Genomic DNA, 15,456 nt, shown 5'->3' on the forward strand with positions numbered 1-15,456 from the left:
ATCTGCTCTATTCTGATGGTGAGCCACGCGACTCACGCGGATACGTAAACAGGCACTAGACCTTTACCCCACAGAATCACAAAGCCACTGCCATACCAGCGCGGCTTCGTCGCTAACGTGGCGTCGGCTAGGGCGCACCAGCCAGAAGCGTTCATCGCTTAGCACACTGAGCTCAAAAGGCGCCATTAAATCGTTTCGCTGCTCCATTAAGCGGCGGTGGGTTAGCGCGACACCCCCACTTTGGCTAGCCAGGGCTAACGTCATCACCTGGTTATCGCAAGTGAGTGACCAGCACTGCGCTTCCAGGTGGGCAACACCCGCTTCCTGCAGCCACCCCGGCCACCCCACGCCAAAACCAACGGCGTGCAGCAGCGTATGCCCAGCCAGATCGCTTGGCGCAGTTAGCGTCTCCGCCAATGCCTGCGAGCAAACAGGCAGCAGTTGCTCTTCGCCTAGCGGCTGCATTTCAACGCCCGTCCACTCCCCTTTGCCATAGCGAATTTCGATATCTGCCCCTTCGGGGCCAAAGTCGTCAGGCCAGATAGCGCTCACCACGCGAATCGCCACCTGGGGGTGAGCCCGGTGGAAGGCAATTAAACGCGGCGCCAGCCACGTCTGCTGAATAACCGGCGTGGCTCGCAGCGTCACCGGCTGCTCTGAAGTGCTACCAAAGACCTCTAGGGTGCCCTCACTGATACGCGCAAAGGCATCGTGGATGCTCGGCAGCCACGCCTGCCCAGCGGGGGTGAGCGTCAAGCTGCGGGCATGGCGCACAAAGAGCTTCTGCCCCACGCGGTCTTCCAACAGCCTGACGCGTTGGCTGATGGCCGCTTGGGTAACGCCCAGCTCATTGCCTGCGGCGGTAAAACTCAAGGTGCGCGCCGCAGATTCAAACGCTTGCAGCCATAATAAAGGCGGTAATTGGCTCATGAAAAAGTGACCTATAAATTAAATGACGTCTTAGGGGTCAGATTAATCGTTTGTCACTGCCGTTGCTACTCCGCATCCTAGACAGCATCTACGCACAGCCCTTCTAGAATGCCATTAAGGGAGCGAATCGGAGTTTTAATGAATAGCGCAGCACAGACCACACCCACGACACCTCATTCCCACGCCCCTGAAATGGGTGAATTAAGTCCTTATCAAGCGGGCCCGATACTCACTCAAGCGATGCTTGTCCACAATGGCGTTGCCCTTGAATGGCAAGACGGTCAACAGACCACCCTCCCCCTGCTCTGGCTGCGCGACCATTGCGCCTGCCCGGCCTGCCGTCATCCGCAGACCCGCGAAAGGCTCTACCTGCCGCTTGAACCCATCACAGAGCCACCCAGTGTGGCGCTACAGGACGGGCACTTACACTTGACCTGGCAGGATGGACATGTCAGTGCCTTTCATAGCGGCTGGCTTTATCAGCGCCGCCCGGAAGCCAAGCTGACTTCTGCGGTACCCGATACCCAGCCATGGGTCGATCACTTCACTCCCGAGCGCATCCGCCATAGCGATTTTTTAACACCGCAGGGCGAAAAAGCCTGGCTAACCGCCATGCTACGCGACGGGTTGGCATTGATTACCGACGGCCCGCTGGTAGAAGAGGAAGTGAGCCGCTTAGCCGAGCGTATTGGACCCCTGCGCGCCACGAACTTTGGCGCCCGTTTTGATGTGCGCTCCAAACCCAACCCCAATAACGCGGCGTATACCGCCGTGGGTTTGCCCCTGCATATCGATCTGCCCAACTGGCGCCAACCGCCCGATATTCAGTTGCTCTACTGCCTGCAAAACGGCGCCAGCGGCGGCGAGTCACTGTTTGCCGATGGAGCGCGTGTTGTCGAATCCCTGCGCCATCAAGATCCAGCGGCGCTGACCATTCTCAGCGAGACGCCTATCGATTTTCGCTTTCAGGATGAAACCCACGATATTTCTATGCGGGCGCCGGTGATCACTCTGGATAGTGCAGGCAACCTGGTCGAGATGCGCTTGAACAACTGGATTCGCGACGCCCTGCACCTGCCGGTAGAGCAGATGGACTCCTGGTACAGTGCCTACTCGCTACTGTGGAAGCTATTTCACAGCGAAGCGCACCAGCTGGAGTTCACGCTTCGCCCTGGGCAGATGGTCGCTTTTGATAATCGCCGCGTACTTCACGGACGGCGCGAGTTCGATCCCAACAGCGGTGCACGCCACCTCCAGGGCACCTATTTAGACCGCGATATGCTGGCTTCACGCCTTCGCGTGCTAGCCCGCAACGATTAACGCGGCACTCATTTATCTAACAACAACACCCATTAGACAAAAACCTAGCAAGGAGATCGTATGACACATCTTAAACCTCTCGCCTCTGGCATTGCCCTCGCTACCACCGCGCTATTTGCATCGGCAGCGCAAGCCGACGACCAAACCCTCGATTTTGGTGTGCCCGCCTGGCCCGGCATCACGGTAAAAAGCGCTATTGCCGAGCAGCTATTGAACCCGCTGGGCTATGAAACCAGCACCCAGGAAATCGGGCTGCAGGTGATTTACCAAGGCATCGAAAGCGGCGACATCGACGCCTTCTTAGGCGCTTGGCTGCCCGCCCAGCGTGAGATGTTCGATCCTCGCAAGGAGTCGGGTGTACTGATTGACGTGGCGAATAACGTCGACGGCGCGCAAATGACCCTAGCGGTGCCGGAATACCTCTTTGATGATGGCCTGCAAAGCTTTGCCGACCTTGATGACTACCGCGACCAGTTGGATGGCGAAATTCATGGTTTTGGTGCCGGTTCAGCGGCCAGCGAAATTCTCCACAACGCTATTGATAACGACAGCTGGGGATTAGGCGACTGGCAGGTAGTCGATACCAGTGAAGTGGGTATGCTGTCCGCTGCACGTGATGCGATCTCTCGGCAAGAACCGATCGTCTGGGTAGGCTGAACGCCCCACTGGATGAACCTTGAACTGCCCATGCGCTACCTGGAAGATCCTGAAGACCTGTTCGGTGAGAACAACGGTGAAAGCGATGTGTTGACGCTGCTGCGCAGTGACTACGCTGAAGCCAATCCCAACGTCGTGACCTTCTTTGAGCAGTTTACCTTCTCTGCCGAAGAGCAGAGCTGGATGATTCAGGCGTTTGGACAGGAAGAGCAAGACCTTGCCGACGTCGCCGAACAGTGGATCAACGACCACCCAGAGCGCATTGAAGCCATGCTTGCAAACGTCACCACCACTGACGGTGACCCTGCCTGGCCGGTCATTGAAGGCCAGCTCAACAACTAATCAACCGTTGATGAGCTACTGCGCTTAGTATAAAAGCGCCTTCATCCCATCGGACGGCTAGCGTATGCTAGCGCTTTTTTAGCCGATGGGAGTGGGCATGTCGCGGACATTGAGCAAGGGCGTTGGCCTGCTGGTAGTCGTCGTGCTACTCGGCATTATGTGGCATTTGCTACAGCGCTACGATCTACTGACCCAGGCGCGCCTTGCCGAGTTTATCGGTTACATTCGCCAGTGGCGTACCGCACCCTGGATGTTTGCCGCGGTCATGGCCACTTACGCCAGCGCCCTGCTGGTGATGTTTCCGCTTAGCCTACTGGTAGTAGTGACAGGCTTACTGTTTGGCCCGATATGGGGGCTGGCGTACGCCACGCTGGGTACATTGTCCTCATCGATTGTGTCTTACTGGGTAGGCCGCTGGCTGGGCCGCGAGGCGCTTATGCGCTACGGCGGACGCCATCTGCGCGGTCTCTCCGGCTACCTATCCCGACGTGGCATCCGGACAATGACGGTGATTAACCTGCTGCCGCTCGCCCCCTTCACGCTCACCAATATGCTGGCGGGCGCTTTTCACCTTAAGTTTCGCGACTATATGATCGGCTCCACCCTGGGCATCGTGCCGGGGCTGGCAGCGGTGATTTTATTGGGTAGTCAGCTAGGCGCGCTGTTTACCGCGGCCTCATCAAAAGATCTCATTCTAGCGGGCGTTGGGCTCGCCGCCGGGGTTGGCCTATTAATAGGCCTCAAGCGCTATGCCAACCGGCGCCAAGCGGCAAAAAAGCAGCCTCACCGCGAAGGCGAGTGATATTTAGCCAACACTTCCGCGTAAAAAGTTGCCACCGCTGAGGCAAAGTTCTTAATATCAAACTCTTCGGCAAAGTGGCTGGCCTGCTTGCCTAACTGCTGGCGTAGCTCTGCGTTATCTTTCAACGCCAAGACTTTTTGCCCCCACGCCTGACGGTTTCGCGGCGTTTTGAAACCGTTTACCCCCTGTCGCACTACGTCATCAATACCGCTGGAACGCACCGCCACCACCGGCAACCCCGCTGACATCGCCTCAAGAATCACCATGCCCTGGGTTTCCGAGGTAGAGGCAAACACAAACACATCGCCTAGATGGTAATAAAGCGCCATCTGGTCAGGCGGCACCGCGCCCATCAGGGTAGCCTGCGAGGTTAGTTTCAAGGTATCGATCTGGGCTTGAATCGCCTCGCGATCCGGCCCATCGCCAATCAGTAGCAGATGAAGATCATCGTGCCCCTGTGCCTGAAGCTCGGCGAGGGCTTCCAGCATAAAGCCGATGTTTTTCTCTTTGCTAATCCGAGAGACGCTGATCAATATTTTGCTTGAAGGATCGACACCTAATTGCTCGCGCAACGCTTCCAGCTCACTCTCTTCCGCGTGGGCAAAACGCGCAACATCTATCCCTGTTGGCTGCACCAGCGTAGGCGTTTTCACCCCAATCATACGTAGATACTCCTCGGCGGAGTGGGTGGGCACAATCACCCCTTGGCAGCGGTTAGAAAAGCGTTTGATCAGGTAGTGCGAGATCAGATTACGAAACAGCGCGCCGGGCAATGGCACAAAGTGGGCATAGTGCTCCAGGCGGGTGTGATAGGTGTAAATCACGGGCACCTTAAGCCGACGCCCCATAAACAGACCCATGGAGCCTAGCCAGAAGGGGTGGTGAACGTGAATAAGATCAGGCTTGAATACCCGCAGGCAGCGGCGAAAACGAACGCTGAACGGGTTGGTTAACCGGAATTCACCCTTCTGACCAAACGCCATCAGCGTAGGGATGCGCTTGATTGAGCTGTCGTCCTGCCACGCTTCTCGATAGCGTGGCACTAACAGCTGGATTGCATGGCCTAGATCGCGTAAGCCATTGCACAGGCGATCCACCGACACCGATACCCCGGAAACAAACGGGAAGTAGTTATTGGATACCATCGCCACTCGCAGCGACTTATCCAGAAAAGGCGTCGGGTCAATATCGAAATCGGGATAGTAGTCGCGGTCTTCAAAAATCAGCCGATGTAAACGCAGCGCGAGCAGTGTCAACACACCCACAATCAGCAAAAACCGCGTATAGCTGACGTAGAAAAACGCATACACGGTGGAAGCCACGCTACTCACCATCCGCCACCAGCCGGGGCTATCTACGTTTAAACGCACGGGGGCAATGGCGACATTCTCGCCTTCGACATCGACGATAACGTAGTGATGAAAGCTGCTATCGGCATCGATGAGGATGCCTCCCGCGCCTCCGGTGGTCACGTAATCCACGCCGTTAATCGTCTGCTGGGAAAAGAGCGTTAAGTTGGCGGAAAATACGGTATCAACAGCATGATCCTCCGCCAGCGCCATAATGCCATCGGCTAAGCGGGGGTCATTAAGGTAATTGTCCGCTTCAAACAATGGCGCGTCGCTCACGACGTTGTGCAGCGGCAAGCCAACAAACAAAAATTTATGCTGTGTTTCAGAGGCCGAGAGCTCCCGAGATAACCAATCAAGCTGCCAAGAGGTTGAGGATTTGCCGGTACCGTCAAGAAAGATAAAGTGGCTATTGCCCGCGACAAAGGAGTAGAAATGTGGGCCAAAATATTCATAAAACAGGTAGCTACCAAAATCACTATCTTCGTTTTCGCCGTAGGTGAGTAAGTAAGGAACATTGAGCTGCTCCAGACTCTGATAGATGGCCTGGTAGCTCTCCTGTCGCCCTCCATTCACGGCATTTCCCGCGGAAATCAGAAAGTCGATGCCGCCCTGATTGATGAGTGGCACGATCTCATCTTGAAACACGTTCACTGAGTTATTGATATTGCCCACCACCGCAAAGCGGTAGTCGGTTCGCTCCCTCAATACCTCGCGAATATCAGCCACTTCAAGGGTATGTACGGACTCAAATTTAGGCTCTGCCACATACAGCCAAATTTGGTGGGCAATCAGCCCAACCACCAGGGCAAGATTAAGATAGAAGAACAGCCGCAACCAGCGCTGGCGGGAAAGGCGAAGAAAGGAGCGTCGTGGCATTTAAAAGCGCTTTTCAATGATAAAAATGGGTACCCGCCACTATACAGCAACGCTAAGTCGAGGTGGCGCCCCTGGTTAGCGCGCTTCACACCCGTTCCATGTGGCCAGTAACCGACGTTGCCCAGCCTGATTGCGGTGTTCTCCCAGCCATATACCCTGCCACGTACCTAAGGCCAGTCGTCCATCGCGAACCGCCAGCGTTAGCTGCGTGCCCATCAAGCTGGCGGCCACATGGGCCGGCATATCGTCGGGGCCTTCCAGTGTATGGCGAAAATAGGGCAAGTCTTCGGGCACCAAGCGACGCAGAAATGCATCTAAATCGTGGCGCACATCCGGGTCAGTGTTCTCATTGAGCGTTAACGAGGCAGAGGTGTGCATCAGCTGTAAATGCAGCATGCCAATATGGCAGTCGCTTAAACACGGCAAGGCCCGCGCTACATCATTAGTTATCAAATGAAAGCCGCGCTCCATTTCAGGCAAATGGATCTCTTGTTGGCACCACATAAACACCACCTTTATTTGTTATGTAACCGGAAACACTTCATCACCAGCATGCTCTTTTTGTATGGCAAAATAGCCACATTTACTACTCAATCTCCTACTACTCAACATAGTCGATAGCCGATGATTCACCGCTGGTTCGATCGATTCACCCAACAGCCACTGCCTGCTTCTGCTTGGCAGGCAGCACAGAGTCGCGTGGCCCTGCTCACGACACTAGACGAGGCCGATGCTGAACGCCTGAGCCAGCGGGCCTGGCACTTCTTACAACACAAGCGTATCACCCTGCATTCTGACCTGCGGGAAACACCTTTTGACCTCGCCGCGCAGTTGGCACTCGCCGGGCAGGCCTGCCTGCTAACCTTAGGCTGGACAGAGGCCGAGCATCTAGAAGCCTTCGCCAACGTGCATGAAATAATCATTTTGCCCGACGGGTTCAGCAGAGAAGTGGAAGAAGTAGATGAAATGGGCGTGGTTCACTTGTATAGCGATACCCTCGCGGGGGAAACCTCTTATCAGGGTGCGGTCATCGTTTCGTTTACTGACCTAATGAAGAGTGGTGATTTCAGCGGCTCCAATGTTCTCATTCATGAGCTTGCCCATAAACTCGATATGGGCAACTCAATGGATATCGACGGTTTCCCGCCGCTACCCAGAGATATCAGCCCAAGCGAGTGGCATCAGGTCTTTACCAGCGTATGGGACGATCTTAATCAGCGCCTGACACGGGGAGAAGTAACGCCCATTGATGACAACGCGGCCAGCCACCCTGGCGAGTGTTATGCCGTCTGTTGCGAACTATTTTTTAGCGACCCTATTACCTTAGAAGCTGCCTACCCGGCACTCTATGCCCTACTCTGTCGCTACTTTAATCAACAACCGCTGAAAAGATTACTCGACAAGGAGAGTCCTCAATGAAAACACTGCTAGGCAGCAGCGTCGTCAGTATGGCCCTACTCACCGGCTGCACTGGCATTCCGGATGGCACGCAGCCAGTCACAGGCTTTGAGCTAGACCGCTACCTGGGCCAGTGGTTCGAAATTGCCCGCCTGGATCACTCTTTTGAACGTGGCCTTGATTGCGTTACCGCTACGTACAGCCAGCGCGATGACGGTGGTGTGCGAGTGATCAACCGTGGTTACAACCTTGAAGAACAAGAGTGGGATGAGGCTGAAGGGCGCGCCTACTTTATTGACGATGAAAGCGTTGGGCGCTTAAAGGTGAGTTTTTTCGGCCCCTTCTACGGCGGTTATAACGTCCTTGAGCTGGATGATGACTACCAATGGGCGTTAGTGGCGGGCCCTAACCACGACTACCTGTGGATACTTTCACGCACAGCGGAAATGGATAGTGCGACAGAAGAGCGTCTTCGTCAGCGGGCAGCCGAGCTGGATTTTCCCACTGACGAGCTGATTGATGTTAACCAAGGTGAGGCTTGCCCTAGCTGATAGTAGCTTCTGATTAGCTCCCTTCCGGCCATATCGACACCCGTCCCGGCATTTCACGCTGCACATAGTCAATAAAAGCGCGCAGCCGGGCGGGCACATGCCTGCGCTGTTCATACACCGCATAGAAGTCCGCTCGTACACTCTGCCAGCCTGGCAACAGCGCTACCAATGCGCCACTGGCAAGGTGCTCATTAACATCCCACCAGGAACGCAGCATCACGCCGTGGCCGTCCAGAGCCAAGCGGGTAATGACCTCGCCATCGTTGCTGGCTAATCGACCGTAGACCTTTATCGACTGCACCTTTCCAGCCAGTCCTTTTGCAGGCTGGGCGATTTGTTCAAAGCGCCAAAGCGGGAAATCACTGTCGTTCTCGCGAATCACCAAACAGGCGTGCTGCTGCAAATCTGCCGGTACTTGCAGAGGTGGCGCCTGGGCAATGTAATCAGGCGACGCGCAGAGCACCCGTCGATTGGCCAGAATACGCCGCGCGACCAAGCGGGATTCTGGTGGTTCGCCCACGCGAATGCCAATATCAAAGCCGTGATCGCTCAAATTGAGCGGAAAATTGGTTAACTCCAACCACCCTTCCACCTCGGGGTGATCGGCACAAAAGCGTGACAGCAGCGGCGCAATATGGCGGCGCCCAAAGCCAAAAGTGGCGTTTACCCGCAAACGCCCGCTAAGCGCTTGATTGGCCCCCTCACCCAGTGAATTCTCCAGCTCCTCCAGCTCATCCAAAATCAGTGCGCCACGGGACAAATAGCGCTCGCCTTCAGCTGTTAGCGTCAACCGCCGCGTAGTGCGAGCAGCTAGCTCTACCCCCAGGCGCGCCTCCAACTGTTTTAGCCGCTTGCTCACCGCCGAGAGCGATAGCCCCAGCTCGCGAGCAGTCGCGGTCAGGCTACCCGCCCGTGCCAAGTGCTGAAAAAATGCCAAATCATCCAGGTGCGCCATTTCACTCCTTAGCCATTCTGCACTTTCAGGAAACAATAACTTGAATAGTAGCCTGATTATCTCCGCCAAAATAGCCGCTACACTCTATTCATTACTCATAAGCATTCGCCATAACTAACAAGATTAGGAGTCACTATGACCCACCGTATTGCCATTATCGCCGGTGACGGCATCGGCACCGAAGTAATGCCCGAAGGCATCCGCGCCCTTGAAGCCACCGCCAAGCGTTTTGATATTGACCTTGAGTTCACCACCTTTGAGTTTGGCAGCTGTGACTACTACCTGGAGCACGGCAAAATGCTGCCGGATGATTGGTTCGAGCAGTTAAAAGGCTTCGATGCGCTGTTTTATGGCGCTGTGGGCTGGCCCGACAAAGTGCCCGATCATATTTCCCTGTGGGGCTCACTGCTGCAGTTTCGCCGCCGTTTTGATCAGTACATCAACCTGCGCCCCTGCAAGCTCATGCCCGGCATCAAAAGTCCGCTGGCAGGCCGTGAACCTGGCGATATCGATTTTTACGTGGTGCGTGAGAACACCGAAGGTGAGTACTCCAGCGTTGGCGGCAAAATGTTTGAAGGCACCGACCGTGAAGTGGTTATTCAAGACACGGTCATGACCCGCACCGGCGTTGACCGCGTATTGAAGTACGCCTTTGAGCTGGCCCAAACCCGCCCGCGTAAAAAGCTCACCTCCGCAACCAAATCCAACGGCATCTCAATCACCATGCCGTACTGGGATGAACGCGTAGTCGAAATGGCCAAAGGTTACCCAGAGATCGCGGTGGATAAATTCCATATCGATATTCTCACCGCCAACTTCGTTCTCCACCCGGATTGGTTTGACGTCGTCGTGGGCAGCAACCTGTTCGGCGATATTCTTTCTGACCTCGGCCCCGCCTGTACCGGCACCATCGGCATTGCCCCTTCGGCCAACATCAACCCGGAAGGCCACTTTCCCAGCCTGTTCGAGCCAGTACACGGCAGCGCGCCGGATATCGCCGGTAAAGGCATTGCCAACCCTATCGGTCAGATTTGGTCAGGCGCCATGATGCTGGAGCATCTCGGCTATAAAGAAGCCGGTGACGCGATGGTCACAGCTATTGAGGAAGTATTAAGTGAGGGAGATGCCACCGTACTTACCCGCGATGTGGGTGGAGAAGGCACCACTGCGAGCCTAGGCAAAGCGATTGCCGAGAAGCTGGTAAAATGAAGCTAGCGAAGTAAGGTGTACAACTAGCGAGTAGATGAGCAGTAACCCAAAAAAGCCTCGTCGGATGGCTCCGGCGAGGCTTTTGCATTACTGGCTTAAACAGATTAGCTAGCCAGTTTGGCAGCCGTTTTCGCGACTAGCTCGCCTTGGAAACGGGCGATTTTCAGTTCACGTTCATCGGGCTGGCGCGAACCATCGCCACCCGCCAGCGTTGCGGCGCCGTAAGGCGTACCGCCGCTGACTTTAGAAATATCAAACTGCTCTTCAAGACCATAGCCAATCGGCACAATCACCATGCCGTGGTGGGCTAGCGTGGTCCAGGTAGAGGTAATGGTCATCTCATCACCGCCGCCGGTACCGGTAGAGGTGAAAACACTGGCGACTTTGCCACGTAGAGCGCCCTTCGCCCACAGACCGCCGGTCTGATCAAGGAAGGTGCGCATTTGGCCAGCCATATTACCAAAGCGGGTGGGTGTACCGAAAATGATCGCATCGTAATCGGCAAGCTCTTGAGGCGTCGCTTCCGGGGTGTCGTAATCCTGCTTACCGCCTGCGTTCTTAAACGCCTCGGCTGGCATTGTTTCAGGAACGCGTTTTACCGTTACTTCAACGCCGCTCACACCCTTTGCGCCTTCTGCAACGGCCTGGGCCAGCGTATCGATATGGCCATACATGGAATAATAAAGTACCAGTACCTTCGTCATCATTATCTCCTTCACTTAGGCTTTCACTTATGAGTCGTGCAATGGACGTCGCCCAATAAACAGTACAAATAACATAGCTCACTCAAGCATAGAAAAAAGCGAATGTTTTCGTCCCTGGGCGTCGATTTCATCGACGAACGCCACCTTGCACTTTACGCCATCCACCACTAGCTTTGACTTGCCTACATCAAACGTATCCAAGGAGTCTGGAATGACGATTTTTGAAGCCCTGCGTAAGGATCACGATATTCAGCGCGACCTGCTCGCCCGCTTAGTTGAAACACATGGAGACAGCGACGAGCGCGACAGCCTATATCAGCAGGTGCGTGCCGAATTGCACTACCACGCCGCCGCCGAAGAACGGGCGCTCTATATTCCGATGATGTCGATTGATCTGACCCAGGAAAAAGCCCGCCATAGCGTTGCTGAACATCATGAAATTGACGAGCTTCTAGAGCTGCTCGATGAAACTGACTACAGCGCTACTCACTGGCTGACCCACGCCAAACAGCTCCAGGATTTAGTCACCCATCACCTGGATGAAGAGGAGCAAGAGGTTTTCCAACTAGCGGGGCGTGGCCTAGAAGATAAACAAAAGACATCGCTTGCTAGCGAGTACCAAGAAGAAATGCAGCGCCAACGCTCAGCGTAATCTGAAAAGCAAATTGAAAAAGCGCTCATGCATCCCATGGGCGCTTTTTTATGTTCGTTACTTAGTAGGGCCACTTTCGGTTGCCTCTTGTTTCATAAATACGCTTTTTCACGAATACGCTAGGCTTTTACACCTGAACGACCTGCAGGTTTGTGACACACGCCCAGCGTGGTAAACCTAAGCACGCTTTTTATACTGACAACGAATCTGATAACAATTACTGAGGAGCGAAAATGCTAGGCCAATGGCTCGACTGGTCGCTTGACGGGCAGCTCCCTGCCGCCAGCCAAGGAGACTTCGCAAGCGGCACTTACCATTTGCATGCGCCTGGCATTTTGGAGCTCACTCCCACCACGGCAAGCCAGGGTTCCCACGCGTGCATTTTTTCAGCGGCAATTCATGGCAATGAAACCGCGCCGGTTGAGCTGGTGGGTGAATGGCTAAGCGGCTTAGAAGCGGGCAGCATATCGCTTGGTGCGCCCGTACTGGTGATTCTCGGCAACCTACCTGCGCTTAAGGCGCAGCAGCGATTTCTGACTACCAATTTAAACCGGCTATTTAGCCGTGACCAAACCGCTAAGGGCGAGGAGCCGGATCGCGCCCGGGAATTGATGGCGGCTGTGGATGGTTTTTATGCTCGCCATACCGGGCTACCCAAATTGCACTACGACCTACATACCGCGATTCGGGATAGTCGTTACCCCCGTTTCATCGTGGAACCCTTTGCCGAACAATCCACTGATGCCGAGCAGTGGGGCTGGCTAGCGGCGGCGGACATGCAGGCGGTGCTGCACCAACACCAGCATAGCTGGACGTTCTCTCACTACAGCAAGCACTATCACGCCGCTCAGGCATTTACCTTTGAGCTGGGCCGCGTAGCCCCTTTTGGCCACAACGATATGGCATCATTAAAACCGATGCAGGAGTTGCTTACGGCGCTTAGTGAGGGTCACCGCCCGCCCAATCAGCCCGCCGCGCAAATGCAGTTTTTTCAGGTTCAACACGAGTTAATGCGTCACTCCGAGGACTTCCAGCTCTGTTTTGCCGAGGACACGGCTAACTTCAGCCGATTTGAGCCAGGCACCCTGCTGGCCCAAGACGGTGAGGCGGGTGATTTTAGGGTGGGTGATACGCCACTCTATGTGGTGTTTCCCAATGCCCAGGTAGAGGTGGGTGCCCGTGCCGCACTGTTGGTGGCGCCTATCGCTTAACCCGCCAAGCAAAACCTCTATTGACCAAGACAATAATAATGGTGAGGCGACAACAGGCCCCTCGACGTCCCTAAGACTAACGTCGAGTGCATAATGTTAGAAGGAAAGCGCGCATAATGCGCCCAGCCTGATAGAATCGCCCCTTTTTTCGCGCCAGCCGCATCAAACCCACCTGTTGCTGCGGCAACTCTGTACTGGAGCCAATGATATGGCCGCTACGCCTACTCCCCTTGAAGTGCGTAATATTAAAAAACGCTTCGGCGATACGGAAGTTCTGAAAGGTCTTTCATTACAAGCCCAAAAGGGCGATGTGATTACCCTAATCGGTGCCTCTGGCTCGGGTAAAAGTACTTTTTTGCGCTGCATGAACTTGCTTGAACAGCCCGACGATGGCGACCTCATTGTCCATGGCGAACCCATTCGCTTTAAAACCACTAAGCACGGCCGGGAGCCCGAAGATTGGAAGCAGGTGGTACAAATGCGCGCCAAGCTCTCCATGGTGTTCCAGAGCTTCAACCTGTGGGCTCATATGACGCTGCTGGAAAACATCATCGAAGCGCCGATTCATGTGCTGAAAAAACCCAAAAAAGAAGCCCTGGAGCACGCCCACGCCCTGCTTGACCGCGTCGGCTTAACGGCCCGCGCCAACGCCTACCCGGCGCAGATGTCCGGCGGTCAGCAGCAGCGCGGTGCGATTGCTCGCGCATTGGCGATGGACCCAGAAGTGATGCTGTTTGACGAGCCCACCTCCGCCCTTGATCCAGAATTGGTCGGCGATGTGTTGAAAGTCATGCACGGCCTCGCTGAAGAGGGGCGCACCATGGTCGTGGTCACCCACGAGATGGGGTTTGCCCGGGATGTTTCCAGCCAAGTGATTTACCTTCACCAGGGCCTGGTGGAAGAGGCTGGCCCGCCCGATCAAGTGCTCGGCAACCCGCAATCTCCGCGCCTGCAGCAATTCCTGGCACCTAAATACTGATCCGCGAGGCTCACCATGATTGATTTGCAAGGTTATGGCCCCCGGCTGATCGAGGGGGCAGGCGTTACCGTTCAATTAGCGGTGCTGTCGCTGATTTTAGCGATTATTTTAGGGTTGCTAACCGCCAGTGCGAAGATGTCGCGCAACTGGTTTTTAAGACGCACAGCCACGGTTTATACCACCCTGATTCGCGGCGTGCCGGATCTCGTTTTGATGATGCTGCTGTTTTTTGGCGGTCAGATTGGCGTTAACGCCATCAGCGACATGCTCTATTACAACTACGACGTCGACATTTATATTAACTTCAATGCCTTCGCAGCGGGCGTGCTGACCATTGGCTTTATCTTCGGCGCCTATATGGGCGAGACCTTCCGCGGCGCCTTTATGGCGGTGGATAACGGTCAGATCGAAGCAGGCAAAGCTTACGGCATGAGCAGCGGCCTCGTGTTTCGTCGCATCCGCTTTCCGCAAATGATGCGCCATGCGTTACCGGGGCTATCCAACAACTGGATGGTACTGCTCAAAACCACCGCGCTGGTCTCGGTCATTGGCTTGACTGATATGGTGCGGGTGGCAGCAGAAGCCTCCCGAGCGACCCATGAGCCGTTTACCTTTTTGCTCCCCGTCGCCGTAGCCTACCTACTCATTGCCAGCGTATCCGAATGGATTTTTGCGCGCCTGCAGAAACACTACGACATTGGCTTTGGAGGTCATTGATATGCTCGATATTTCCACTTGGTTCAATGACCTGCTAGCAGGTAACGTGATTTTCACCGCGGATACGCTGGGTTATTACTGGGAAGGCTTGGTCACGACCACCCAACTGGTATTTTTATCGCTGATTGCGGGGCTAATTCTCGCTGTGCCGCTGGCCATTATGCGCAGCTCGAAGCATAAATGGATTAGCCTGCCGGTTTACTTCTACACCTACGTATTTCGTGGCACGCCACTGCTGATTCAGCTCTATATCATCTACTACGGCGTAGTCTTTATTGATGGTATCCAAGAGAGCTTTTTATGGCCGGTGCTGCGCGAAGCTTTCTACCCGGCGCTTATCGCCTTCACGTTGAATACGGCCGCTTACACTACCGAGATTTTCCGGGGCGCCATTAAATCCACGGCCCAAGGTGAAATTGAGGCCGCCCGTGCCTATGGCATGTCGCAGAATTTAATGATGCGTCGAATCATCTTGCCCAGCGCCTTTCGCCGCGCCCTGCCCGCTTACGGAAACGAAGTGATCTTTATGCTTCACGCCAGCGCGATTGCCAGCGTGGTCACGCTGATGGATTTAACCGGTGCCGCACGCTTTGTCTACGCTCGCTACTACGCCCCTTTCGAGGCGTTTCTATTCGTGGCCGCGATTTATCTATGCTTAACGTTCGCGATTTTGTTCTTCTTTCGTTATTTGGAGAAAAAGCTGCTCGCCCACCTGCGGCCGCAAGATGCTTAATCATGGAAAACCGGTTGATCATGGAAAAACAGTGCAACCGTCAAACAAACGTTGGTTCAAAAGCAGAC

Annotated in this window: 15 protein-coding genes and 1 pseudogene; 11 read left to right on the forward strand and 5 right to left on the reverse strand. The window is 54.9% G+C overall.

Features of this window, described 5'->3' with window-relative positions:
* Positions 1 to 63: 63 nt before the first annotated feature.
* Positions 64 to 930 (reverse strand): LysR substrate-binding domain-containing protein, encoded by an 867-nt coding sequence (locus QHL1GM_RS06895; RefSeq protein ID WP_071693798.1) that lies wholly within the window; start codon positions 928 to 930, stop codon positions 64 to 66.
* Between the two features lie 138 nt (positions 931 to 1,068).
* Here QHL1GM_RS06895 and QHL1GM_RS06900 point away from each other — a divergent pair, with 138 nt between their 5' ends.
* The 3 genes and pseudogenes from QHL1GM_RS06900 to QHL1GM_RS06910 all read left to right on the forward strand — a co-directional run bounded on the left by QHL1GM_RS06900 (position 1,069) and on the right by QHL1GM_RS06910 (position 4,051).
* Positions 1,069 to 2,250, forward strand: a complete 1,182-nt coding sequence (locus QHL1GM_RS06900) for a TauD/TfdA family dioxygenase (protein WP_071693799.1) — start codon at positions 1,069 to 1,071, stop codon at positions 2,248 to 2,250.
* 60 nt (positions 2,251 to 2,310) lie between these two features.
* Positions 2,311 to 3,249 (forward strand): annotated as a pseudogene (locus QHL1GM_RS06905) (ABC transporter substrate-binding protein).
* A gap of 97 nt (positions 3,250 to 3,346) precedes the next feature.
* Positions 3,347 to 4,051 carry a TVP38/TMEM64 family protein gene (locus QHL1GM_RS06910; protein ID WP_071693800.1) on the forward strand — a complete coding sequence of 235 codons (705 nt, stop codon included), beginning with the start codon at positions 3,347 to 3,349 and terminating at the stop codon, positions 4,049 to 4,051.
* On the opposite strand, the gene QHL1GM_RS06915 is transcribed toward QHL1GM_RS06910, so the two are convergent.
* Positions 4,033 to 6,279 carry a glycosyltransferase gene (locus QHL1GM_RS06915; protein WP_071693801.1) on the reverse strand — a complete coding sequence of 749 codons (2,247 nt, stop codon included), beginning with the start codon at positions 6,277 to 6,279 and terminating at the stop codon, positions 4,033 to 4,035. The two genes, QHL1GM_RS06910 and QHL1GM_RS06915, sit on opposite strands and share 19 nt — an antisense overlap.
* Before the next feature lie 75 nt (positions 6,280 to 6,354).
* Positions 6,355 to 6,783: a secondary thiamine-phosphate synthase enzyme YjbQ gene (locus tag QHL1GM_RS06920; protein ID WP_071693802.1), complete on the reverse strand. Its 429-nt coding sequence runs from the start codon at positions 6,781 to 6,783 to the stop codon at positions 6,355 to 6,357.
* A 120-nt stretch (positions 6,784 to 6,903) separates the two neighbouring features.
* On the opposite strand from QHL1GM_RS06920, the gene QHL1GM_RS06925 reads away from it, so the two are divergent.
* Positions 6,904 to 7,698 carry a zinc-dependent peptidase gene (locus tag QHL1GM_RS06925; protein ID WP_071693803.1) on the forward strand — a complete coding sequence of 265 codons (795 nt, stop codon included), beginning with the start codon at positions 6,904 to 6,906 and terminating at the stop codon, positions 7,696 to 7,698.
* Positions 7,695 to 8,228, forward strand: coding sequence for a lipocalin family protein (locus QHL1GM_RS06930; protein ID WP_071693804.1), 534 nt, complete (start codon positions 7,695 to 7,697; stop codon positions 8,226 to 8,228). The genes QHL1GM_RS06925 and QHL1GM_RS06930 overlap by 4 nt, the downstream gene beginning before the upstream one ends.
* A gap of 13 nt (positions 8,229 to 8,241) precedes the next feature.
* Here the strand turns inward: QHL1GM_RS06930 and QHL1GM_RS06935 are convergent, their stop codons facing one another.
* Positions 8,242 to 9,183, reverse strand: coding sequence for a LysR family transcriptional regulator (locus QHL1GM_RS06935; protein WP_071693805.1), 942 nt, complete (start codon positions 9,181 to 9,183; stop codon positions 8,242 to 8,244).
* Positions 9,184 to 9,318: 135 nt separating this feature from the next.
* Here QHL1GM_RS06935 and QHL1GM_RS06940 point away from each other — a divergent pair, with 135 nt between their 5' ends.
* Complete coding sequence (locus tag QHL1GM_RS06940; protein WP_071693806.1) at positions 9,319 to 10,392, forward strand: tartrate dehydrogenase; 1,074 nt, start codon at positions 9,319 to 9,321, stop codon at positions 10,390 to 10,392.
* Between the two features lie 104 nt (positions 10,393 to 10,496).
* On the opposite strand, the gene wrbA is transcribed toward QHL1GM_RS06940, so the two are convergent.
* The gene (gene wrbA / locus QHL1GM_RS06945; RefSeq protein ID WP_071693807.1) at positions 10,497 to 11,096 is read right to left on the reverse strand and encodes an NAD(P)H:quinone oxidoreductase; all 600 of its coding nucleotides are present in this window, start codon (positions 11,094 to 11,096) and stop codon (positions 10,497 to 10,499) included.
* A gap of 211 nt (positions 11,097 to 11,307) precedes the next feature.
* Here wrbA and QHL1GM_RS06950 point away from each other — a divergent pair, with 211 nt between their 5' ends.
* The 5 genes from QHL1GM_RS06950 (at position 11,308) to QHL1GM_RS06970 (ending at position 15,388) form a co-directional block, all read left to right on the forward strand.
* A complete protein-coding gene (locus tag QHL1GM_RS06950) occupies positions 11,308 to 11,748 on the forward strand; it encodes a hemerythrin domain-containing protein (protein WP_071693808.1) in 441 nt (146 codons plus the stop codon).
* Positions 11,749 to 11,981: 233 nt separating this feature from the next.
* Positions 11,982 to 12,959 (forward strand): succinylglutamate desuccinylase, encoded by a 978-nt coding sequence (locus QHL1GM_RS06955; protein WP_071693809.1) that lies wholly within the window; start codon positions 11,982 to 11,984, stop codon positions 12,957 to 12,959.
* 208 nt (positions 12,960 to 13,167) lie between these two features.
* A complete protein-coding gene (locus QHL1GM_RS06960) occupies positions 13,168 to 13,938 on the forward strand; it encodes an ABC transporter ATP-binding protein (protein ID WP_071693810.1) in 771 nt (256 codons plus the stop codon).
* Positions 13,939 to 13,953: 15 nt separating this feature from the next.
* A complete protein-coding gene (locus QHL1GM_RS06965; RefSeq protein WP_071693811.1) occupies positions 13,954 to 14,655 on the forward strand; it encodes an ABC transporter permease in 702 nt (233 codons plus the stop codon).
* A 1-nt stretch (position 14,656) separates the two neighbouring features.
* Positions 14,657 to 15,388, forward strand: coding sequence for an ABC transporter permease (locus tag QHL1GM_RS06970; RefSeq protein WP_071693812.1), 732 nt, complete (start codon positions 14,657 to 14,659; stop codon positions 15,386 to 15,388).
* The last annotated feature ends 68 nt before the right edge of the window (positions 15,389 to 15,456 follow it).

Source organism: Halomonas sp. QHL1, assembly GCF_001882345.1.
GTDB lineage: Bacteria > Pseudomonadota > Gammaproteobacteria > Pseudomonadales > Halomonadaceae > Vreelandella.

Bases quoted from the DNA above. Each gene is read 5' to 3' on its own strand.
- QHL1GM_RS06895 (WP_071693798.1), bottom strand. From the start codon at position 930: ATGAGCCAATTACCGCCTTTATTATGGCTGCAAGCGTTTGAATCTGCG.
- QHL1GM_RS06900 (WP_071693799.1), top strand. From the start codon at position 1,069: ATGAATAGCGCAGCACAGACCACACCCACGACACCTCATTCCCACGCC.
- QHL1GM_RS06910 (WP_071693800.1), top strand. From the start codon at position 3,347: ATGTCGCGGACATTGAGCAAGGGCGTTGGCCTGCTGGTAGTCGTCGTG.
- QHL1GM_RS06915 (WP_071693801.1), bottom strand. From the start codon at position 6,279: ATGCCACGACGCTCCTTTCTTCGCCTTTCCCGCCAGCGCTGGTTGCGG.
- QHL1GM_RS06920 (WP_071693802.1), bottom strand. From the start codon at position 6,783: ATGTGGTGCCAACAAGAGATCCATTTGCCTGAAATGGAGCGCGGCTTT.
- QHL1GM_RS06925 (WP_071693803.1), top strand. From the start codon at position 6,904: ATGATTCACCGCTGGTTCGATCGATTCACCCAACAGCCACTGCCTGCT.
- QHL1GM_RS06930 (WP_071693804.1), top strand. From the start codon at position 7,695: ATGAAAACACTGCTAGGCAGCAGCGTCGTCAGTATGGCCCTACTCACC.
- QHL1GM_RS06935 (WP_071693805.1), bottom strand. From the start codon at position 9,183: ATGGCGCACCTGGATGATTTGGCATTTTTTCAGCACTTGGCACGGGCG.
- QHL1GM_RS06940 (WP_071693806.1), top strand. From the start codon at position 9,319: ATGACCCACCGTATTGCCATTATCGCCGGTGACGGCATCGGCACCGAA.
- wrbA (WP_071693807.1), bottom strand. From the start codon at position 11,096: ATGACGAAGGTACTGGTACTTTATTATTCCATGTATGGCCATATCGAT.
- QHL1GM_RS06950 (WP_071693808.1), top strand. From the start codon at position 11,308: ATGACGATTTTTGAAGCCCTGCGTAAGGATCACGATATTCAGCGCGAC.
- QHL1GM_RS06955 (WP_071693809.1), top strand. From the start codon at position 11,982: ATGCTAGGCCAATGGCTCGACTGGTCGCTTGACGGGCAGCTCCCTGCC.
- QHL1GM_RS06960 (WP_071693810.1), top strand. From the start codon at position 13,168: ATGGCCGCTACGCCTACTCCCCTTGAAGTGCGTAATATTAAAAAACGC.
- QHL1GM_RS06965 (WP_071693811.1), top strand. From the start codon at position 13,954: ATGATTGATTTGCAAGGTTATGGCCCCCGGCTGATCGAGGGGGCAGGC.
- QHL1GM_RS06970 (WP_071693812.1), top strand. From the start codon at position 14,657: ATGCTCGATATTTCCACTTGGTTCAATGACCTGCTAGCAGGTAACGTG.